Raw genomic sequence first — 22,351 nt, forward strand, 5'->3', positions numbered from 1 at the left:
GATTGCGTAAACAAGGAGATCGTCATGGCAGACGATGGTTCGGCACAGTCGAAGAATGTATGGCCCATTCCCAAGTTCCACTTCCAGGTGAAGTGGGACTCCACGGTGATGTCGTTCGAGGAGGTTTCGGGACTGGACGTGGAGGCGCAGCAAATCGAGTACCGCAGCGGCGACAACCCGGTGTTTTCCACCGTCAAGATGCCCGGGCTCAAGAAGTACGGCAACGTGACCATGAAGAAGGGCGTGTTCAAGGCCGACAACAAGTTCTGGGACTGGTTCAACCAGATCAAGATGAACACGATCAAGCGCGTGCCGATCACCATCAGCCTGCTTGATGAGTCGGGTAGCCCAACGATGGTCTGGACGCTCGCCAATGCGTGGCCGGCCAAGATCACCGGTACGGACCTGAAGGCGCAGGGCAACGAAGTGGCGGTCGAGACCATCGAGATCGCCCACGAAGGCCTGACGATCGCCAACAGCTGAGGCCCCGACGCGGGTTCGCACGCATGCGGAAATCGACGCACTATGGCACTGGCAGCAGTACCGACTTCATGCCGGTGTCGTTCTCGTTCGTGGTCGGGTTCAGCAACATCGCCACCGGTGTGGATGCCTCGTTTCAGGAGGTCTCCGGCATGGACCAAGTCATGGAGACCGAAGACGTGCAGTGCGGTGGCGAGAATCGCTTCATCTACAAGCTGCCCAAGGGCATCCGCCAGGAGAAGCTGGTGCTCAAACGCGGCGTGGCCGACATCCGCTCGCCGTTGATGCGCTGGTGCAAGGCCGTGATGAGCGGCGGGCTGGCCCAGCCGGTCACGCCGATGGACGTGAGCGTCTATCTGCTGGATGAGGAGGGCGACAAGATCCGTGGCTGGACGTTCCAGTCGGCGTATCCGGTGCGCTGGGGCGTTGACGAGTTCAACGCGACGAAGAACAACGTGGTAATCGAGACGATCGAGATGGCCTATCTCAACTGCGTCCGGGAGCTGTGAGCGATGACGATCGAAGTCCGCCAGATGGTGATCCGCTCGGAGTTGGACGAGGCCCAGAGCAAGGACCAGCAAACGCCGAAACAGGAGTCTTGCTGCGTTGACGACGAGAAGGCGGCCGCCGGCCACCGTGCGCAGCGCGCGCAGCTGCGGCAACTGCACGCGCAGCTCGATCGGCTTCGGGAGCGCTAGATGCCGCTGTCTGGCGCCGACCTCACGCCCCTGAAGATATCTGCCTGCCAGGACGAGAAAGGGCGCATTTCGCCCGTTCCTGGTAAGTCGATCTCGTTGCAGATCAACCCGTCGCAGTTCAAGCATGAGCGCAGCACGTGCTTCACGCAGGAGAAGCCACTGGGTGACACCGGCTCGGGCCGCCAGTACAGCCACATGCAGCCGGGCAAGCTGTCCTTCTCGGCCATATTCGACGGCACGGGTGTGATCCCGCGCCCGACCGGTGTGCCACAGCAGGAGGTGGAGGAGCAGTTGGCGTCGTTGGCCAAGGTCATCTACGAGTACAAGGGCGTATCGCACCAACCGAGCATCGTGCAGATCCTCTGGGGTCAGCTCATCTTCACTGGACGCCTGACGAGCTTCACAACCGACTACACGCTGTTCCGCCCGAGCGGCATTCCGTTGCGCGCCACCGCTGCGCTCGCTTTTGATTCGTACCGGAGCAGCAAGGAGGCCCAGCTGGAGGCGGACGCCAGCTCGCCCGACTTGAGCCACGTCGTGACGGTGCGCGCCGGCGACACGCTGCCGCTGCTCTGCGAGCAGATCTACGGTGATGGCCGCTATTACGCCGAGGTCGCGCGCTTCAACGGCTTGCGCCACTTCCGCGCGTTGCCGCCGGGCATGGTGTTGCACTTTCCGCCGCTGGAGTAGCCCATGGCAACGTCACCAACGGTCGACACCGATGGCGTACTGAACGTCACCGTCAACAGCAACGGCAAAGTCCTGAAGAACCTGCCGCTGATGACGGTGACCGTGCGCCGGGCCTTCAACCGCATTCCGTGGGCCGAACTGGTGATCCAGGACGGCGACATGACCACCGGCAAGTTTGAGTATGCGGACACGTCGGCCTTTGAGCCGGGCGCTGTTGTCACCATCTCGGCCGGCTTTGGCAGCGATTCGGCGCAGCTCTTCAGCGGCATCGTCGTGCGCTACGGCATCAGGATCGAGGGGCAGAATGAATCGCGCCTCGTCGTTGAGTGCCGCGACAAGACCACCCGGATGACCATCGGCCGCAACAACGCCAACTACGTCCAGCAGAAGGACAGCGACATCCTGTCGGCGCTGATTGGCACACATGGGCTGACGGCAAACGTGGCGAGCACGACGCAGCAGCACGACGAGCTTGTGCAGTACTACTGCAGCGATTGGGATTTCCTGCTCGCGCGCGCCGAGGTCAACGGCATGCTCGTCAATGTGGATGCGGGCACCGTGAACGTGCAATCGCCAACGGCGGATGGCGATGCCGTGGTGACGGTCACCTGGGGCAGCAATCTGTACGAATTCGACGCAGAGATCGACGCGCGCCAGCAGTTCAAGTCGGCGCAGGCCGTGGCGTGGGATCCCGCACAGCAGCAGGTTGTGGTGGGTGAGGCTGCGGCGCCGGGCACGCTCAATGCGCAAGGCAACCTGAAGCCGGCGGCGCTGGCGGCTGTGGCAGGCCCAGATGTAATGCGGTTGCAGACGGCCACCACGCAGGAACAGTCCACGTTGACCACCTGGGCAAAGGCCTTGCAGTTGAAAGCGACGCTGGCACGCATTCGCGGCCGGTTACGCTGCCAGGGCAACGCCCTTGTGGTGCCGGGCGCGCTGGTTGCGGCCAGCGGGGTGGGCTTACGTTTTCAGGGCAACGTGTTCGTCAGCGCCGTCGAGCATACGATGGCCGGCGGCCAGTGGTTTGCCGATGTCGAATTCGGGCTGGACCCGCGCTGGCACATGATGCGCGACGACGTGGCGGCACCGCTGGCGTCTGGTCTTCTGCCCGGCGTGGGCGGGCTGCAGATCGGCGTTGTGAAGAAGCTCGACGGCGATCCACAGAACGCGCAGCGTATCCAGGTGGCACTGCCGGTGATGCAGGCGCAGACCGAGGGCCTCTGGGCACGGCTCGTGCAGGGCTACGCGTCCAATACCTTCGGCATGTTCTTCCTTCCCGAAGTGGGCGATGAGGTCATCGTTGGCTACCTGAACGACGATCCCAGCCACCCGGTCGTGCTTGGCTCGCTCTATAGCGCCGGGCACACACCGCCTTACGCGATTGCGGCGGAGAACGACACCAAGGCGATTGTCACGCGGGCACAACACAAGATCGAGTTCAACGAGAAAGACAAGATCGTGACCATCACCACACCCGGCAACAACAAGGTGGTGCTCGACGACAAAGACAAGTCGATCCTCGTCCAGGACCAGAACGGCAACAGCATGAAGTTGTCGGGCAGCGGCATCGCACTCGACAGCCCCTACGACATCACGGCCAACGCGAAGGGAAACATCCAGCTCAAGGCCGCGGCGTCGATCGAAATCTCTGCGCAGGTCGACATCAAGGCCAGCGCCATCAACATTGGCTGCGAGGCCCAGGCCGGCTTTACCGGCAAGGGTGCCGCCACTGCCGAGCTGTCTGCGTCCGGGCAGACGACGGTCCGGGGCGGTGTGGTCATGATCAACTAGATCAACTAGGAGTGCCATTCGATGCCCCCCGCTGCGCGCTTGACTGACATGCACACGTGCCCGATGCAGACACCAGGGTTGCCGCCTGTGCCGCACGTTGGTGGTCCGGTGGTGGGCCCCGGCGTGCCTACCGTGCTGATTGGCAGCCTGCCCGCAGCCGTGGTCGGTGATAACGCGGTCTGCGTCGGGCCGCCCGACGTGATCGTGCAGGGCTCCAGCACGGTGCTGATCGGTGGTCGACCAGCCGCACGCGTGGGCGATGCCACCGCGCACGGCGGTAGCGTGGTCATGGGCCTGCCCACGGTATTGATCGGGGGATGACGATGCGTTCCAGCCCGTTCCTTGGCCGCGGCTGGCAGTTTCCGCTGCGCTTCGACCCGCGCAGTGGGCAGACCGGCATGGTGGCCGGCGTGGAAGACATCGAAGAGAGCCTACGCATCCTGTTTGGCACCAACCCCGGCGAGCGCGTGATGTTGCCGGCCTACGGATGTGCCCTGCGCCGTGTCGTGTTCGATACGCTCTCCGAGAGCACGGTGACTGAACTCAAGGAGATGATCCGCAAGGCGATCTTGTTTTTCGAGCCGCGCATCCTGGTCGAGCGTATCGACACGGCGTTGATTGATCCCCTTGAGGGCCGTCTCGACATCCGGATCGACTACATCGTGCGGACCACCAATACGCGCCACAACCTCGTCTATCCCCTCTACCTCGACCAGGCCACCCAGCCGGTTGACGGCTACTGAGCAAACGGGGCGGCATGGGATACGGTACGCGACAAGACCAGCGGTTGGCCGATGCACTGCGGCCCGGCTATGTGCTGCCGGACGAACTGAGTCTTGCGCAGCGGTTGGCGCTGACACTGGCGCAGGCGGGCGACCTGCGCTTCAGCGAAGGCGGTGAGCAGGGCACAGGCGGCCACTGGGACAACGTGCTGCGTCGCGACGAGGCCATCGTGCTGGCCGAGCTTGCCGCGTTTCCGCTGGAACGGCTGCAGCAGGAGTTTCTCGCCGCGCTCGAGCGCGAAGGTGAGGCCGCGCTGTGGCAACGGGTCTGGCGGCTCGTGCGCAGTTTTGACGGGTGGTGCCAGCAACTGAGCGACGCGGGGCCGGAGGCTGCGCGCGCGTTGGGCCAGGCGTTGCTCACGCAACTGGAGCAAGGGCTGGCCGGGATGCTTGCACCCGGTGTACGGGCGTTCGGCCATGGCGGCGGTACGCTGCATCCGGCCTGGGCCCGGTACACGGCGGAAGCGGCCGGCGTGCAGGATCTGCCGTCCGGCAACGCGCCAGTGCGCCGCCAATGGTTGCGGCGCAGCTGGCTCGCGCTGACGTTGGCAATCGAGAAGTTGCAGCCACTGGCGAGGGCGGCGCTCGACGAGAGTCTGAAAAGCGGTCGTCATGATCCGGCGATGGGTCTGTTGCTGGCGGCGCATGCGCTGGTCCAGTACAGTCGTGCGCCGCTCAACCGCTTTCCCGAGCGGCTGATCGACTTCTACTACCGTGATGTGCTGCGGCTGCAGCCGCGCGCCGCATCGCCCGATCGCGTGTTCCTTCTGTTGGAGCGTGAGCCGCGCTTTGACGGGGCGGTGCAGATCGAGACGGGCACACAGTTTGTCGGCGGTAAGGATGACGCAGGCCGTCCGATCGCGTTTGCGGCGGACGGCCCGCTGGAGGTGACCGACACGCGCGTGGCGGCGCTCTATACGCTGCGCGTGGAGCGCAATCCGCTGATCTCGCCCGAGCGCGAGTTTGAGTACGCGACAAGCGTGAAGGTCGAGAAGCTGCCGCTGCAAGCGCCGGAAGCCGCCTATGCGGCGCGCCCCGCATGGTGGCCGCTGCTTGGTGGCCGCGCGCGCGGATCGGCCTCGCACGCGCAGGATGCCCAACTTGGCATCGCGCTGGCGTCACCGCTGCTGCGGCTGAAGGAGGGGCGGCGCGAGGTGCGCATCCGCATGCAGTTCGCGCACCCATCCGACGACGATGGCTGGCTGCAGAACGCGCTGCGTACGCCAGCCAGTGCGCGCACGCCGGAGTGGCTGGCGCAGGTCTATGCGCGCTACGCGGCATTCGAAGCGCAGCACTTCCCGCCGCGCCCGCGCTCAGGGTCGGTTGCGTCGGCGCCCGATGCCGCTGCGCTGGCGCAGGCCGCATGGCAGCGTTCCCCCGAGTTCGAGGCGGATGTGCAGTTGAGCTTCCTGCTGGCGGCCTGCCTTGCCTGCGATAACGCCGCTGTGTTTGCTGAACGCCTGGGTCGCCTGTTCGCGGTTTGGTTGGTGGCGGGCGAGGAAGCACTGCGCGCGGTGGATATTGCTGCGCTGCGCGCGCATGCGGCCACATTGCCCGGACAAGGCGCCGGCCGCCGGGTCGAGATCGACGACCCGCTGGTACTGATCTATCCGCCACGCAATCATGACGAGGCGGCGGCGCTGCCGGATCGTGCGTTGATCTTCGGGCGTGTCTTCGCGGGTGTGTGGGAGGCGCGGCTTAGCACGCAGGAGGGTTGGCTGACGGTCGACAAGGTGTTCATATGCCGGCGGTCGCCAGCCGGCGGCACATCACCGCGCGGCGGCGGCATCGAGTTGGTCGTCAGGCTGGGGCCGGAAGAGCCCGCCGTGGTGCCGTGCGACGCCGCGGTGCACGGCGCGCAATGGCCCGCGCAGGCCGTGCTGCAGTTGGGGCTGCGGACGCAGACGCGCATGTATGCCTACAGCATGCTGCAGCAGTACCCACTGCTGGAGATCAATCTCTCGGTTTTCGTGCATGACCTGCGCGACGTGGTGCTCTACAACCAGCTTGGCCGTCTTGATCCGTCCCGGCCGTTCCAACCGTTCGGCCCGATGCCGTCAACGGGAAGCTACCTGATCCTCGGCAGCCCGGAGTTGGCCTGCAAGCCGCTGACAGCGCTGCAGGCGCGCCTGCGTTGGGCTGGCCTGCCGACGCGGCCCGGCGGTTTCACGACGCACTACGCGGGCTACCCGGGTGACTGGCACACAGGCGCATTCCGGTTGCGCGCCCAGGTGCTGGTGGATGGTCAATGGCAGGCGGGCGAGGGCGAGCCTTTGCCGCTGTTCGCGGGCACGGACAACGACATGCATATTGCGGCCGGCCAGCGCCTGCGGTTTCCGGCGACGGAACTGCGCCGCCTGCATCGCGCAACGCCGCCGCGCCCGTCTGGTCAGCCTTTCGTGTTTGGACTGAGCACGCGCAACGGATTCTTCCGTTTCGACCTGGCCGAGCCGGAAGGCGCCTTTGGCCACGCAGCGTATCCGACGCTGCTTGCCGCCGCGCTGACCCGCAACGCGCGGCTCAAGCGTGCCGGTGCTTTGCCGCGCGAGCCCTATACCCCGACGCTGGAAAGCCTGACGGTGAACTACCAGGCCACTCAGGATCTGTTGCTGACGGGCGACGGCGCGTCCGGCGCCGACGGCCTGCGCCAGGGTGTGTATCACCTGAATGCGTTCGGTGTGTTGCCGGTGCAGCGCAATCGTGTCGGCCAGCACCCGACGCTGCTGCCGCGCCATCCGAACGATGGCTGTCTGTATATCGGCCTGTCCGGCGGCGATCCACAGGGCGCGCTGAACCTGTTCTTCCACCTGCGCAAGGAAGAGGCTGCTGAGCGCTGGATCGACGCGCCGCCGGTGCTGCATTGGTCCGTCTGGCGTGAAGACGGCTGGCGGCAATTGGAGCCGCACCAGCAACTGGCCGACAGCACGCAGGGGCTGCTGCGTTCAGGCATTGTGCAACTGAATCTGCCGGCCGGCATGCGCACCGAACGCGGCGCGCTTCCGGAGCCTGCGTACTGGCTGCGCCTGTCTGCCGACTGGGGTTTTGCGCAGTTAGCCGGGCTCTATGGCGTGCACGCAAATGCGATCAGTGCCACGCGCTGCCTGCAGGCAGCGGCTGGTGGCAACGAAGCCGGCAACGAAGCGATGAGCGAGCCGCTGCCGCCCGGCGTGATTCAGGCGCCGGCGCGGAGCGTGCCGGGGCTGCGCCGCGTGCTGCAGGTGGGGCCGTCCGAAGGTGGCCGCCCCGCCGACCCGCCCGAGGCGCTGCGCCTGCGCGGCGCCGAACGGCTGCGCCACAAAGCGCGTGCCATCACCACGTGGGACTACGAACGCCTGCTGCTTGATGCCTTCCCGGCCGTCTACAAAGTCAAGTGTTTTGCACACCATCAGGCCACACTCGGTGACGGCAACGGCCTGCAGCACCGGAGGCTTGCCAGTTTGCCGGGCCACGTGCTGCTGGTGGTCGTGCCGTATCCGCACGCGGGGGAACTGTTCAGCAGTACCGAGGGGCCACGCCTGGATGCCGCTTCGCTTGACGCCATGCGGCGTTACATCCAGGCCTGCGCGCCGCCGGGCGCAAGCGTGCTGGTGCGCAACGCGGCGTATGAGCGCGTGCAGGTGCGCTGTTCGCTGCAGCTTGCTACAGGCAGCCACCCGGGGGCGACGCTGCGACGGCTCAATCAGGCGCTCGTCGAGTACCTGTCGCCGTGGCACACGACGGGTCTGGGCGCGGATTTCAACTGGAGGGTACGCGGCGACGCGCTGGAGGCCTTTCTACGTGCCCAGCCCAGCGTGACGGCTGTCGGGCGGCTATCGCTGCTGCACATCATTCGCAACGACCAGCAGTTCTATGCACTGCACGACACGGCGATGCGTGCCAATGGTGCGGGATCGGAAATGGTACTGCCGGCACAGCCGTGGAGCCTGGTGCTACCGACGCGCCAGCACCTGCTTGAGTTGCAGGACGATTCGCGCATCCTCGCCCCTGTGACGACTGGCATCGACCGGCTCGAGGTGGGCGGGACTTTCATTGTGGGCCGGCCGCAGCCGGACAAACCTGCTGCAGGAACGAGATGACGAGCCGGAGCCGAGAATCCCTCAAGCGCTACTTCCGCGATGGCGCGCTGCCCAATGAGGACCATTTCGCCGACCTGATCGACTCGATGCTCAACATGAGCGACGAGGGCTTTCGCAAGACGGTCGAGCATGGCTTCGAGGTGTACTCGCCGCAGGGGCACGATGCGCTGGTCAGCTTTTTCCGCGAGCAGGAGCCTGAGACACCGGCTTGGCATTTCGAGCTCGGCGGCGCCCGCGATGCGCTGCTGGTGCACGGCCGCACACCACCCAGTGATGCAGCGCAGCCTGGCGCGCCATCGGGTGCGAACACCGGGAGCGCTGCGCCTGCGTTGCTATGCCTGGACCAGGAGCGCCGCGTTGGCATCGGCACCGAGTCGCCGCGGGTGGCGTTGGATGTGGCCGGCGTAGTGCGCAGCAGCGGGCGGCAGGGGGCCCATGCACGTGCAGTGGAAGTGCCGCTGCTCGCCAACGGCAAGTGGCAGGACCTGACGGACGCGCTGGAAGGTTGTCAGGCCTTCGAGGTCGTGGCGGGCGCTGGCCACCGTGGGGAAGGACGTTTTGGGCTGATGCATGCCATCGCAGTCAACACCTACAACCCGACGCTCGGGCTCCTGAACCTGTTCAACCGCAAACGCGGCATCCGGGCCACGCACGGCTACTACAGCCGGCGCTGCGACCGCCTGCTGCTGCGCTGGGATGGCACCAGCGGGCGCAATGCCAGCTATCGCCTGCAAATCCGCACCGGCTGTGACTTTGGTACCGGCGTGCGCATCCAGGCGCAGTTGACGCAGTTGTGGTTCGATCCCCACATGAGTGAGGGGCAGCCATGAACCGGCGGTTGTCCCTCGCGGATGCGTTTGCTGAGCACACCGCCCCGGCTGGCGAGGCCGAGTCGGCATCTATCCCGCGGCTGCTCGATGACCCAGCGCATGGCTTCGTCGACCTGCGCCGACGCGGCATTGCGCTGGCGCAGGCGCTTTCCGGCGAGTTGTGGACCGACTACAACCACCACGACCCCGGCGTTACGCTGCTCGAAGCGCTTTGCTATGCGCTGACCGAATCTGTGTTCGGCGCCGAAGCCGATGTGGCTGACCTGCTGACCGAGGCGGACGGGCGTATCCACTACCGGCGCCACGCACTGCACGGCGCAGAGGAAGCGCTGCCGTGTCGGCCCGGTACGGAGGCAGACTTGTTGCGCTATCTGCTCGATTGCGTGCCCACAGTGCGCCATCTGCGCATGCGGATGCCCGGCGCAGACGGCCGGTGGCACATGGCCCTGCGAGCGCACGCGGGCCAGGAGGCCGCTGCCGCCGACGCGGCGGCACGGGCCTATCGCGCGCAGCGCAACCTCTGTGAAGACCTGGCTGGGGCGCCGCTGGTGCTGCAGCCACGGTGGTGTGCGCTGCGGGTTCATCTGTCCGTGGATGGCACGCGTGACGCAGGCGATATTCTGGTCGAACTCGTCCAGCGCTGTGCTGCACTAATCAGTGGCGCGCCGCCGCGCCAGCCGTTGCGTGCGCGGCTGGACCAGCGTGATGCGCAGGGTCGTGCGCTCGACCCCGCCGGGCAATTCGAGGGGCCGGCTGTGCGCTACGGCTGGATCGATGCCGCCGATCTGCAGCGCGATCCGGCCAGCCAGCTCTACTTCAGCGACCTGGCTCGCGAGCTGAGCGAGATTGCCGGCATCGCCGAGATCAGCACACTGCGGCTCGACCTGCTCGCCACGGAGGATGCTGCTGGTGGTACCGCCGACAGCCTCGCCTGGCATGGCCCGGATTGGGCGCTGCAGTTGCGCTGGCCGGACAGCCACGATGCGCTGGCCGACTGGCAGGTAACGCGGCGCGGCAGCCTGCTGCCGATCGACGAAGCAGCTCTGCTGGCGCGGCTTGCCGACGAACGCATGGCAATGCAATCGGCTGATGTGCCGCGGGCTGCCACCCAGGTGCACCGGGCCGCAGAAGTCCTGCTGGCCCGGCCAATGGGACATTACTTGCCGGATGCGCCGTACTACTCCATCTGGCATCACCTGCCGCCGCTCTATCGGGACATGCATGCCGTGCCGCGGGCGCCGGCTGACGATGCTGCGCGCTTCAGCGCATACCTTGCGCTGCTTGAGCAGTGGATCGCACATGGCGATGCGCAGTCGCTGCACCTGCGGCAACTGTTCAGCCTCGAAGCGAAACCCGTGCAGAGCTACTGGTGGGCACCGCTCGATGCCGCGCAGGCGCCAGCGGGCGCAGTGACGAACAGCGACAACGTACTGGAGCGCCGCTCGCGCGTGCTCGACCTGCTGCTGGCACTGCACGGCGAGAGCTGGGGCCAGCACAGCATCCAGGGCTTTGGCTGCTATTACGACGCGGACCAATGGCAGGCGCACCTGTACGACTGCAAGCGGCGCCTTGCGCAACGCGTTGTGCGCCACACGCGCGATCGTGCCGGCGGCTTCGATTACGGCAAGCCCTCGCTCGGCCGCAAGGGAAACACGGCGCCGTTGCAGGAGCGCGTGAGCCTGCTGCTTGGCTTTGCGCAGGCACACAGTCGACTGCTCAGTGGTGGTCTCGCTGCGTACGGTATGGCGCTGGACGAACAGGCTGGGCCGGGATTGCGCGCGCGGTTGCCCGACGATGCCGAGGCGCTGACGATGTGGGACGCGTCGCGCGCACGCATCCAGGCGCACTACGACGACGATCGAAGCGTAGGGCGCGTGGCGGCACGCCTTGGGCACTACTACACAGGGCTTGACCTGAAGGCATTTCCTGCCGCGTTACTACGATGCGCGGCGTATGCCGAGCGTTACCGCCGCGTGGCTTCTGACGCAGAGCACCCGCTCTGGCTGGGGCCGGACGAGCAAGGCCGCTGGTGGCCGCTGGCGGTGCGCGGCGGGGCGGACGGCGTGCTTGCCCCTGCCATGTACCTGCATGCGTTTGCCTGCCATGTGCAGCGCGAGGCCGAGGGGCTGCATCTCGTCGAGCACATCCTCCTGCGGCCGCAGGGCGAGACCGCTGGAGAGGGCAATAAGGTCAACAAGGCCGACACACTGCCGGAGTTCTACCCGAACAGGATCAGCGTGATCCTGCCTGGCTGGACCGCACGCGGCGCTGACCGCAGCTTTCGCGATCTGGCCGAGGAGACCATCGCACGCAGCTGTCCGGCGCATATCGCGCCGAGGGTGCTGTGGCTCGATACGGCCAGCCTCGCGCGCTTCGAGCAAGCGTTCGAAGCTTGGCTCCACGCCCGCGTGGCACTCGCGCGAGCACCGGCCGGCGCCGATGCGACGGAGCGCGGCAGGCTGGCCGGACATCTCGACGCGTGTGCCGCGACGTTGCGCGGACAACTCCACGACCCAGATGCGCACCATGATGGGGAACGTACATGACGAAGCCTCTCCAGCAAGGTGCCGCCGGCATGCGGCACGCCATCGAAACCCTGCAGTGGAACAGTCGCGGCATGTCGGACCGCGAACACGCGCACGCGCACCAGGCGAGGCTCAGCGCATTCCTGAACGGGCCGGGGCTGCAGACAATCGAGCGGGTGTTCTCGCGACTCTCGCCGCCCGGCGAGGTATGGCAGTTGGACAGCCTAGAGATCGACACCGGACCGATGCAGGCGGATGGCAGCTTCGCACAGTGGTCTGAGGTGCTGGAGCACCAACTGTGGAACACGCTCTGGCGTGCCAGGCACGAACAGGGATGCACGCGGCCGGCTGGCGTGCTGTCTGCAGACGACCACGCGCTCGAGCATTTTCTGTACTACCTCCAGCACGGCCACCTGCCATGGGCACGAAGCACGCTGGCGGGGCGCGAGCTGTCAGCGTGGCTCGCACGGCTGGCGCGGCGCACCGGAGCCGCACTATGGACACGGCTGCGGCAGCTGCAGCCGGCCGACTACGTGGAGGCCCGGCTCAGCCAGATCGCGCCCTGCGAGGGGCTGCAGGCCTTGCTCGCGGTCAGGCACCGTGAACTGGCCGACAGTCTCGACAGTCTCGATGCGCAATTGCTGGCGCCGCTGCAGGCAAGGGGACGCCTCTCGGCCTATCAGGTCCGGCAACTGCGGCAGCGGTGGCGTGTGGCCGGATTTCGCGTGCTGTGGGCAGAGCACGCTGGCACCCTGGGCGCAGACGCGTTGCGCCGGCTGCAGCGCGAGTTGGGGCTTGCGCTGGCGATGCAGTTGGGGCGCGGTGGCTTCGGCGCCTGGCGGCCGCAGGCGGGTGAGGGCAATGAGTTCGGGCAGCGCTTGCTGCTGGGCGTGCTTGATGTGGTGGCATCGCCTTCCGGGCAGCACGGCGATGCAGTCCAAGGTGCGGATGCAATGACGACGATGCCGCGCGGGACGGATGGCAACGGCACGTTGTTGTCATCTGCAGAGCCTTCGCTGTTCTCCTCGGATGCCGCGGGCACTGATCCCTCAACACGATTGGATACGGATTGGCAGCGCATCTGCACGGCACTGGACGGACGCCATCCGCTGGACGCACCGGCGCTCCGCGCACTGCTGCGAGGCATGCGCTTGCATGATGCAGAGCGCGTGCGGGCGCGACTGCGCGTGGAAGGACTGCGCCATCAGTCGCGGCAGGCCTGGTTTGAAAGGCTGGGTGCCGAGACGGTGTGGGAGGTCATGCAGGCGACTGCCGCCAATGTGCGCGTAGTTGGTGAATCACCGGCTGCTGCCGGCGCGAGCTGGGCGGAATCGCTACGGCAGTTCGCGTTGGCGGCGCTGGCCGGTGGAGAGCAGCCGGGCGGTGGGCGGAAGGCGGGCTTGTCGGCGCTGCAGGCGTGGCTTGCCGACTACTGCCTGCGCGAATGGCTGCTCGGCGGTCAGATGCCGCGCGATCCTCGTGGCTGGCGGTTGCTCTGGAGCCGGGCGTTGGCTGAGTGGCGCGGGCAGACGCCAGCCACAGTCATATCGCAAGGCGGGCAAGTGCGCGAACGGCGTGCGGCCAAGACCGGAGCGAGCCGCTTGTCGCAAGGTGAGCACAACGGTATTGGCGCGTACACGATGGAGATTGACGAGGCGGACGATGCTGCCGAAAGGCTACAGCAAACGGTAGGCGGTCAGCAGCGAACCGGCGCCGTGCGGCAGGCGGATCGCACGCCGCCGTCGTCGTTGTCTGCACACGAGATGACGCGGTCCACAAACGACGTCAGCGTCGCTTCGCTAGGTCCCACGCTATCTGAGCGCTATGGGCGGGCCATGCGGGAACTGGCGGCCCAAAGTCGCGCGGTGCCGCCATCGGCACTGTTTGCACGCTGGCGCGCACGCTTGCGCCGCTTTGTCGAGGCGCAGCCGGATGGGCTTGGCGTCGCGCACTTCGCGGCCAGCCGTGACATGTGGCGCAGTGAGCTGGCGGGAGACGGCACGCCAGCGGAGGCGGCACATATGGTGGGAGCGACAAGCGCGTCTCTGCCTCCACAGTCACGACTGCTTGCGCGTTGGCTGGACGGCGCTGCCAGTCCTGGCTCCGCTGCGGCATGGGCCACCCTGCTGAGGACGCCGGACCGCCTGCACGCCGCGCTGCTTCCCCGCGTTCGCCGCCGCGCTTGGCGCGTGCACGTTGCGCGGCACTGGACCATAACGCGAAAGCTGGAACTGCTCGTATTGATTGATGCGGCAAAGGGCCATGAGCGCCTGACGCACTGGCAAGCGGCACTGGAACGCTGGCAATGGCTGCCACGGGCAATCGCAGCGTGCACGATACGCCCAGCACCATCCGACCGCGCGACGATCAACCGGCTGCAGAAGGCATGGCTGTGGGAGACCACTCTGCAATGGGCCGCAGAGCCGGGGTTGCGCTCCGCTGACACCACCGCTGAGGGTGACCTGTTTGCCTACTGGCTGTGCAGGCTTGGGGAGCCGACCAACATTGCGGATGCCGGCAATTGGGCGATGTCGTTGCCTGCGACAACCGATGCTGTTCGTGGTGCGCTGCAGAGGTTGTCGATCCGGCCGGGTCTTCGGTTCGGGGTGGCCACTCTCCCGCGATTGAGAGTGGAGGCCGTTGGCGGTGTGGGTGCGGCACCCGCACGAACGACGCGGACGTTGGAACCACGGCCGGATTCACCTACGGCAGTTTCACGTCGCTCGCAGGCGGGCGAGGGGAGAGCGGGTGGCATCCGCCACAGAACGCGCGCCGTTACACCGTCCCTGCGTGGTTCCTCGCCAGCGGGAGCAGCGGACAGCGCCAGCGTAGGCAATGCCGTTTCCACAGCGATGCCAATGCAGCCAGCAACGTCGGCGCGATGGCTTGCCGATGCGCTGGCCGGCGTGCTCCCAGCATTACCGGCCGCTGACCGCGCTGTGCTGCACGCGCACCTGTACGCCCAGGCCGTTGCCGGTGGCGCACCGGCATGGCGCGCGCTGGCACTTCGCTATGCGCGTGTGTTGCACCGGAAGCAACCGATGCGCTTCGCCAGCGCCGTAGCGGCAATGCGAGGACTGGCCAATGTTCAGTGCCAATCCGCCCGAACAAGGCATATCACGCTCGGCAACGGTATGTGTCGCGCCGCGCCGTGGTTGCCCGCTGCGCGGCTGGTACGAACGCATCGCGTTGACCTATCGCGCACGCCTACCGGGCGTCTGCCGAGCGAATCAACGTCGCCACAGCGGCAGGACTGGGAGGCGTTTGCCGAGGTCGCCGCGCTGTCATCACCGGTGGCCAGGCTGGCCCGCATCCTGGCGTTGCCCGCTCAATCCCCCGCACCGCTCGCGTGGACTGTCCAGCGTCAGGTGGCGGGCTGGCTTGCGGACGCGGCCGTCTGCAGCGAGTGGCTTGCAGCAACACGCCCCACAGAACGCTGGACGCTGCTCGCGATGCTGTTTCCCGCCGACATCGCCACGCTGCGCAGGAGCAGTCGCATGCTGCGGATTGCCCACGCGCACCTGCTGCCGGACTTGCCGGCGAGCGTGCGTGCTGACAGCCATTGGGCGTTTCTTGTCGATCATCTGCTGCTGTCTGGCCTGCCTGCATCGGCACCGCTACTGGTGCGCCGCTATGCGATGCACCTGTATCGGGAAGACCACGTCGCACGTGGTATCGCTGCGATGTCATTTGAGCATTGGCGGGCACGTCTTGCGCAGGCGCTCGATGTGAGCGGACATCCAGAGCGGGTTGTCTCCAGCGCTGATGCCGTACGTGCGCCCGTCGCATCGCGTTCGCACCGCACGACGATGTGCCTTGATGCTCAGATGCTGCGCCAGCCTCCGGATGCCGCAGAGCAATGGGAAGCGCGCCAGATACTGGAGTCGGCCGGCACCGGCACCGGCACCGTCGCATCAGCTGTCGCGCACACGGCACTGCAGGCGCCACCGAGATCAGCGCACACACAAGCCAACCCGGACAAGGTATCTGGCCCGGCTGTCAGGCAACAGATGGCGCCGCCGCGGGCGACGTCGTCCGAGCAGACTGGCCCCGGCACACCAACCGGCCATGCAGTTTCGCCACGCACGCCACCGCAAACGCCGCCGCCCGCCGCTCCATTCGGCGCGCGCACCGCACCACCCTTACCGGTCTCACGGCCAGTGCCCCCCGACCCTGCCGCCGCTGACAGCCACTACATCGGCAACGCGGGCCTTGTGCTGCTGGCCAACTACACCCAGCGCCTGTTCGACATGCTTGACCTGCGCGATGGTCCGCACTTGCGCGATGCCGCGTCGCAATCTCGTGCGGTGCGCTGCCTGGCTTACCTCGTCGACGGCAACGAAGCGGGGAGCGAGCCAGAGTGGGTGCTGCCCAAGCTGCTGTGCGGCATGCCGCTGGCACAGCCGCTCACGGACGAGCCGGGGCTGGATCACGACACGCGAGCATTGCTCGACAGCCTCTTGCAAGCGGTGATTGCACACTGGACCGCGCTCGGCCGTACCTCGATGGCCGGGCTGCGGGAGACCTTCCTGCGCCGTGAGGGACGGCTGCAGCGCGAGACGGCCCAAGCCGGCGCGCATTGGCGGCTCGTAGTAAGGCCGGGGCCGTTCGACATGTTGCTTGATCGACTGCCATGGTCCTACGCCACGATCAAGCTGCCCTGGATGGAGGAGGTGCTGTATGTCGACTGGCGCTAGGGCAGCTTCCATTGCTGTGCACGCCGAGGCGCTGCAGCGCGAGCTGGATTGGCTGGAGGTCATGCTGGACCTGCGCTTCAAGCAGCACTTCGACCACGACAGCACGGTAGCCACCATGCCGCCACCGCCTGCGCTGCCCGAGGCCAGCGCGTTGGCTGAGGTTGTCACGCAATATGCGCTCGGACCGCGCGAGCGGCTGGTGCTTGCGCTGGCCTGTGCGCCACACCTGCGCCCGGCTGCGCTGGACCTCTTCTTCGTCAAGAACCGCAATTTTGACCGCGGTTTCAGCGAATTCGGCGGCGGCAAGGCGGTCCGCCACGGCGGTTTCCTCCCCACCGGCGAGACCGCCGTCTTTCTGGTGGCGGGCGACGACCTGGCGGCTCGCATCGCAGTTCTGGAACTGTTCGACGCGCAGCACGCCTTTGCGCGTGGTGGCCTTGTGCAACTGGATGGTGAAGTCGGCGGTGAGCCGCAACTCTCGGGAAACCTGCAGGTCAGCGCAGAAGCGCTGCAACGGCTCCAGACCGGCGTCTGGCACAAGCCCGACTACAACGCGCAGTTCCCGGCCAAGCGCATCAGCTCGGCACTCGGATGGGACGACCTGATCTTAGCCCCCGAGGTCATGGACGAAATCGCGATTGTGCAGTCCTGGCTGCGCGTGGGCCCGGAGCTGATGGAGGACTGGGGGCTCGACAAGGCGGTCCGGCCAGGCTACCGCTGCCTGTTCTACGGGCCGCCAGGCACCGGCAAGACGCTGACGGCAACGCTGCTCGGCCAGGGCATCGGCATGGATGTGTACCGCATCGACCTGTCGATGGTGGTCTCCAAGTACATCGGTGAAACGGAGAAGAATCTTGCGCGCGTGTTCGACCAGGCGCAGAGCCGGCGCTGGATTCTCTTCTTCGACGAGGCGGACGCGCTGTTCGGCAAGCGCTCGGCCACCAACAACAGCAACGACCGGTACGCCAATCAGGAAGTGGCCTACCTGCTGCAGCGCGTGGAGGACTTTCCCGGCATGGTGATCCTCGCCAGCAACCTGCGCGGCAATATCGACGACGCCTTCTCTCGGCGCTTTCAATCCATGATCTATTTCCCGATGCCCGACGCGGCCCAGCGCCTGCGGCTGTGGCGCAGCCTGCTGTGCCGGCCCGAGCGGCTGGCCAGCACTATCGACCTGTTGGCGCTGGCGGAGCAGCACGAACTGTCAGGCGGCGCCATGGTGAACGTGGTGCGCTTTGCGGTGCTGCTGGCCGAGCGCCACGGGCACGCGCAACTCACCGCCGAGCATCTGCGCCAGGGCCTGGCGCGTGAACTGCGCAAGGAAGGGAGGACGGCATGAGCCGCGCTTGGCATACGCTGGCCCGCTGGGGGCTGGTTCTGAGCCTTTGCTTGGCAGTGCCTGCACCGCACTCCGGCATGGTGTCCGCTGCTGGAGGGAACCCCACTCCGGCGCGGGCCAACGGCGCGGCTTCCGGGGTTGCTGCAGCTTCCGATGCGGCGGTGGTTTCCGGCGTTTCCACTGCCTACGGCCCTGTGCTGACTTCTGCCGCCTCTACAGCGCCTACGGCCCCTGGTGCCTCGCAAAAGCCTAGTGCTTCTGCGCCTGCCGCTTCCGCGGCAGCCTTGGCCGGCGCGGGCACATCGGGTGCTACTGCGGCTTCTGCAGCTTCCGGCACTGCTCCTGGGTCAGCAGTTGCAGGCGCATCCGGTGCTTCGGCAACCGCCACCACCGCCACCGCGGCTGTCCTTGCCGCGCCCGCTACCGGCAAGGGCAAGCCGTCACCGTTGAATGCGGACACGCAGGCTTGCCCAACGGTCGATACAGCACGTGCCCGTGCCGGGGCCTGCATGCCGGCCAACGATCCGCTGACGCTGCAAAAGACCACCGTGCCCACGTTGCCGAGCGCGGTTGTCAACCAGCCCTACCTGTACCGCTTCCAGGCAAGCGGTGGCCAGCCGCCTTACACGTTCGCGGAGATTGGTCACGATCTGCCCGACGGGATCACGCTGGCGCCGGATGGCAGCGTTGCCGGTACTGCCGGCCAGCGAGGCCGCAAGACGTTCACGCTGGAGCTGCGCGACCAATCGGGGCAGGCGCTACGCCAGCGCTTCGTGCTGAACGTGATCGAGCCGCGTGCATCGCAGAAGCCATCCGTCAAGCCGGCTTCCGCTCCCGCCGCACTGACACCGATCGAAACGCTGCCAGTTGCCGCTGCGCAGACACCACTCGCCCAGCGGGGATTGATCACCACCTATGTGCTGACCGACGATGTGCTGAAATTGATTCACCCGGCCGCTGCGGAGGCGGCGCCGGCCACGGATGCCGCCTCCGGCGTGCAGGCCGGTGCGGTGACAGTGGTCAATGCCGCTCCGGCAACGGCAGCGGTGCCCCAGCCCCAGCAACCTCAAGCTGCCGCCGGTTCAGAAGGCGATGCCCTCGATGCGCTGGACGATGCTGGCGCGACGCAGTTGGCAGCGTTGCTGGAGCCGCTCATTGGTGTGGAATACCCCACGCGTGCGCTGTTCGCAGCAGCCCTCGATGCGCGGGTTTGCACTTACGCCGCCGCGCTGACCGATCGGGCAGCGGTGGACGGCAAGCAGGCCTCGCCAACGGCCGAGCAGTGGCGCCAGCGCTGCGCCGTTGCGTGGCAAGGGTCACCGTCGTCCAATCCTGCAACGCTGCCGGCTACTGCGCAGGTCAAGTGGCAAGACCTGCCGGTCACGCTGCTGCCGGTGCGCGTACGCACGTGGCTGATCGACGAGGCCAGACAGGAGCGCGACGCGGAAGCCGGTAGCGCGCTCGGCTGGTCCGGCACCGGCTGCAATTGCCTGGTGGGTCCGTCGAGCGGGCAGGTCATCGGCGTGGTGCCGAACTGGAGCGATCCGCAGAAGGGGCCGAAGATCGATTTCAGCCTGTATGACCGACTGCTCATGTTTGCGCAGCCGTTTGACGACGATGGCAACGTCACACCGCTCCAGCCGCAGGAAAGCCAGATCGAGTTTTTTCGCGCGGCGCGTCGCTTCGGTACCAAGATCGACCTGACGATCTACCGCAAGGATTGGCAGTTCCTGCAGCGCTTGCCGGCCGATCACCAGCCCCGCATTGCAGCGCAGATTGCCAAGCAGGCAGTACAGATGATCGACACGCCGCTCGAATCGTTCGGCCAGCGCTGGCAAGACCGCGTGCCCGGTCTCACCGGCGACAAGCACCTGGGCCACGGCCTGACGGTGTACCTCGACAATCTGCCGGCTCCTGGCGATAGCGGCTATGCGGTGTTTGATGCATTCCGCCGGCAACTGCTCTCTGCGCTGATTGCTGAGTTGCGCCGCGGCGGGCGGCCGTACACATTGAACTTGATGATCAACGGCCGCGACCTGATTCCGGCGCTGCGCGAGGGTAGCCCGATCGGGCCGGTCAAGGACCGGAGCGCGGCACCGAAGCAGACAAGCTGGACGATTGAGCGCCTGTTCGATCTGATGGTGGAGGCCGAGGCCCCGCATTTCGAGGGTGGTCGCATCAGCTCCAATGCAAACGGATACCGCAGCAACACCAACGTCACGCTCAACTACGTGGTGCTGCTGCCCGAGCCCAGCAAGATCAACAAGAAGGTGCTGCGAGAAACCATCGAGAGCGTTGAGACTACGCCGGAGCTGCTGGGTACCAACCGTGCGATTTTCCTGCGGCGCGTGTTGCCGCTGGTGTCTGTTGGCAGTGCCACACCGAAGCAGTTTGCTGACGACATGGCCTACTTCAACGATAACTTTGGCGGCGTGGTGCTGTGGCCGCAGCCCGAAGCGGACGCCGAGCTGACCAGCATGGTGGAGAAGACCGTGCGCAGCACGCTGCTGGTTGGCGAGCCCACGGAGAGCTCGCTGTGCAACCTGGTCTGCGACTGGCGCTGGCTGCTGCGCTTCGTATTCGGGCTGCTGCTTGGCAATGCGCTGCTGTCGCTACTGCTCTACCTGACGTCGTGCCGCATCCGCGCGCTGGGGCGGCCATACCAGCTTTACCTGCTGCTGGCCGGCATCGTGCCGCTTGTCATCGGTGGGTTGCTGTTGCGGTGCGATCCGGATATCGCCAATACGGGGCTGAGTCGACAGTTGCTGGTTGGCGTGCTGGTGGCGGTGATCCTGAGCCTGTTGTTTCCGTTGTTGAAGCCGAAGGCGGAGAAGCCCTGAACCCTGGAGAGGATCATGAAAGCGCCGAAGGAAAGTCAGTCAGAGGCAGTACAGGCGAGGCCTGACACGCACGAGCCGGAGGGCGCCGTCCAACGTCGAGTGGACGAGGGGCCGCGCCAGCAGGCTCAGCGCGATCGGCTGGCGCAGTTGCAGGCGGACGGCAACCGCAACGGTTTGCCGCAAGCGTTGAAGAGCGGCATCGAGTCGCTGTCCGGACTGGATATGAGCGACGTGCGCGTGCATCGCAACTCGGCAAGGCCGGCGCAACTGCAGGCGCATGCGTATGCCCAGGGTAGCGATATCCATCTCGCGCCGGGGCAGGAGAGGCACCTGCCGCACGAGGCGTGGCATGTGGTGCAGCAGAAGCAGGGGCGGGTCAGGGCGACGGTGCAGCGCAAGGGCGAAGTCGCCATCAATGAAGATGCCGGGCTCGAGCGGGAAGCGGACGCGATGGGGGCTTTGGCGCTGCAGAGACAGGCCAGCGGGCCTGTGGATTTGCCGGTTGCCCCGGCCGCGACATCCGTAGTTCAGATGGTGAAATACCGTCGGAAAAAAAACGGCACATTTGATCAAGTCCCGGATGACTATGCCAAGAAGCCGAAGGAGAAGGTTTTCAGTGAAGATGAATTCTTGGCATATTGTCAGAAACAAGGCCTTGAAAACGCGCATGTCACTGAGATCCGAACGCGACGCGCGAAGGAGGCACGCAAGCAGGCACGGGCGGCTCGGCGCGCGCGCGTCACGCCAGGACAAATGCCCGCCGCACACGCTGGCAAGCAGATCAAGGCCCCGGCGGTGGTCAAGCAAGAAGACAACGCACCTGCCGACCTGGTCTATCGTGGCATGAGCGTGAACAATATTCGCAACCTGCAACGCGGCGAGCCCGCGGTGTTCACCGCACAGGCACCGACGGGCGCGGCCAATGCGGTTGATCATATCGTCGACGATAGCCCCGAGTCCCCCTATCTGTCGTTCGAGGCTGGGGGGCTGGGTATCAGCGCAGGCAAATATGCGCCGAAACCCGTTGATGCCAACAACAAGCCCCACGATGTGGTGCAAAACGCTGATGGGTTCCTGAAGCAGGAAAAATCATATACCCGTGCGTCGCGCCGGCGACATCCCAATGCCAAGCGCATCGGCTACGTCGGGGGCATTCCCGCCGATGCCGGAACGGAGCGGCTCGACGTCTCCACGGCGCCCAAGGCTGCGGCAGCGCTGGGGGCGGAAGCCCTTGGCAGCCAGGCGCGCCGCGACAAGGCGCAACAACTGGCGGTCGCCGACAAGGAGGTCCTGGTGAAGCCGGGGGCGGCTGGAATCGCTCCGGCCAAGGTGCCCTTGGTTGCCAGTGTGAAAGAGGTCAACGAAGCCTACTATCGCAAGCATGTCGCCCGTCAGACCTCGCGCAAGGCGCTGGCGTATTACAAGCCGTCTGGTGAGGGTGCGGCGCCTGTGTACACCAAGGTCCAGATTCCGGCAAACAACGCGCAGTACAAGTTCGATATCCCGGAGGATCTGCGTCGGACCGATGAAGACAGTGAAGCCGAGATGTCCGATAACGAGGACATGAATCTCGAGGACTATGACGGTGACGATGACGACTAGC

At 66.3% G+C, this 22,351-nt stretch carries 15 protein-coding genes; 14 read left to right on the plus strand and 1 reads right to left on the minus strand.

Going from position 1 to position 22,351, the window contains the following annotated elements; translation table 11 throughout:
* The first annotated feature begins 24 nt into the window (after positions 1 to 24).
* The 12 genes from R2N11_RS19080 to R2N11_RS19135 are packed head-to-tail and all read left to right on the plus strand — an operon-like array spanning position 25 to position 17,908.
* The gene (locus R2N11_RS19080) at positions 25 to 483 is read left to right on the plus strand and encodes a phage tail protein (protein WP_199027877.1); all 459 of its coding nucleotides are present in this window, start codon (positions 25 to 27) and stop codon (positions 481 to 483) included.
* A 23-nt stretch (positions 484 to 506) separates the two neighbouring features.
* Positions 507 to 989 (plus strand): phage tail protein, encoded by a 483-nt coding sequence (locus tag R2N11_RS19085; RefSeq protein WP_316682004.1) that lies wholly within the window; start codon positions 507 to 509, stop codon positions 987 to 989.
* 3 nt (positions 990 to 992) lie between these two features.
* Positions 993 to 1,178 carry a hypothetical protein gene (locus R2N11_RS19090; RefSeq protein ID WP_316682005.1) on the plus strand — a complete coding sequence of 62 codons (186 nt, stop codon included), beginning with the start codon at positions 993 to 995 and terminating at the stop codon, positions 1,176 to 1,178.
* Positions 1,179 to 1,868 (plus strand): CIS tube protein, encoded by a 690-nt coding sequence (locus R2N11_RS19095; protein ID WP_199027884.1) that lies wholly within the window; start codon positions 1,179 to 1,181, stop codon positions 1,866 to 1,868.
* Between the two features lie 3 nt (positions 1,869 to 1,871).
* Positions 1,872 to 3,659, plus strand: a complete 1,788-nt coding sequence (gene vgrG, locus R2N11_RS19100) for a type VI secretion system tip protein VgrG (protein WP_199027886.1) — start codon at positions 1,872 to 1,874, stop codon at positions 3,657 to 3,659.
* A gap of 21 nt (positions 3,660 to 3,680) precedes the next feature.
* Positions 3,681 to 3,980 (plus strand): PAAR domain-containing protein, encoded by a 300-nt coding sequence (locus tag R2N11_RS19105; RefSeq protein ID WP_199027888.1) that lies wholly within the window; start codon positions 3,681 to 3,683, stop codon positions 3,978 to 3,980.
* Positions 3,977 to 4,402, plus strand: a complete 426-nt coding sequence (locus R2N11_RS19110; RefSeq protein WP_316682006.1) for a GPW/gp25 family protein — start codon at positions 3,977 to 3,979, stop codon at positions 4,400 to 4,402. The genes R2N11_RS19105 and R2N11_RS19110 overlap by 4 nt, the downstream gene beginning before the upstream one ends.
* Positions 4,403 to 4,416: 14 nt before the next feature.
* Positions 4,417 to 8,517 (plus strand): baseplate J/gp47 family protein, encoded by a 4,101-nt coding sequence (locus R2N11_RS19115; RefSeq protein ID WP_316682007.1) that lies wholly within the window; start codon positions 4,417 to 4,419, stop codon positions 8,515 to 8,517.
* Positions 8,514 to 9,347 carry a hypothetical protein gene (locus R2N11_RS19120; RefSeq protein WP_199027894.1) on the plus strand — a complete coding sequence of 278 codons (834 nt, stop codon included), beginning with the start codon at positions 8,514 to 8,516 and terminating at the stop codon, positions 9,345 to 9,347. The genes R2N11_RS19115 and R2N11_RS19120 overlap by 4 nt, the downstream gene beginning before the upstream one ends.
* On the plus strand, positions 9,344 to 11,893 hold the full coding sequence (locus R2N11_RS19125) for a hypothetical protein (protein ID WP_316682008.1): 2,550 nt from the start codon (positions 9,344 to 9,346) through the stop codon (positions 11,891 to 11,893). The genes R2N11_RS19120 and R2N11_RS19125 overlap by 4 nt, the downstream gene beginning before the upstream one ends.
* Entirely contained in the window at positions 11,890 to 16,569 is a 4,680-nt protein-coding gene (locus R2N11_RS19130; protein WP_316682009.1) for a contractile injection system tape measure protein, read from the plus strand. The genes R2N11_RS19125 and R2N11_RS19130 overlap by 4 nt, the downstream gene beginning before the upstream one ends.
* Complete coding sequence (locus R2N11_RS19135; RefSeq protein WP_316682010.1) at positions 16,553 to 17,908, plus strand: ATP-binding protein; 1,356 nt, start codon at positions 16,553 to 16,555, stop codon at positions 17,906 to 17,908. Before R2N11_RS19130 ends, R2N11_RS19135 begins: the two co-directional genes overlap by 17 nt.
* Positions 17,909 to 18,092: 184 nt before the next feature.
* On the opposite strand, the gene R2N11_RS19140 is transcribed toward R2N11_RS19135, so the two are convergent.
* Positions 18,093 to 18,368 (minus strand): hypothetical protein, encoded by a 276-nt coding sequence (locus R2N11_RS19140; RefSeq protein WP_316682011.1) that lies wholly within the window; start codon positions 18,366 to 18,368, stop codon positions 18,093 to 18,095.
* A gap of 49 nt (positions 18,369 to 18,417) precedes the next feature.
* Here R2N11_RS19140 and R2N11_RS19145 point away from each other — a divergent pair, with 49 nt between their 5' ends.
* Positions 18,418 to 20,748, plus strand: coding sequence for an Ig domain-containing protein (locus R2N11_RS19145; RefSeq protein ID WP_316682012.1), 2,331 nt, complete (start codon positions 18,418 to 18,420; stop codon positions 20,746 to 20,748).
* 15 nt (positions 20,749 to 20,763) lie between these two features.
* Entirely contained in the window at positions 20,764 to 22,350 is a 1,587-nt protein-coding gene (locus R2N11_RS19150) for an eCIS core domain-containing protein (protein WP_199033152.1), read from the plus strand.
* The last annotated feature ends 1 nt before the right edge of the window (position 22,351 follow it).

The organism is Ralstonia flaminis (assembly GCF_958415495.1).
Lineage (GTDB): Bacteria > Pseudomonadota > Gammaproteobacteria > Burkholderiales > Burkholderiaceae > Ralstonia > Ralstonia flaminis.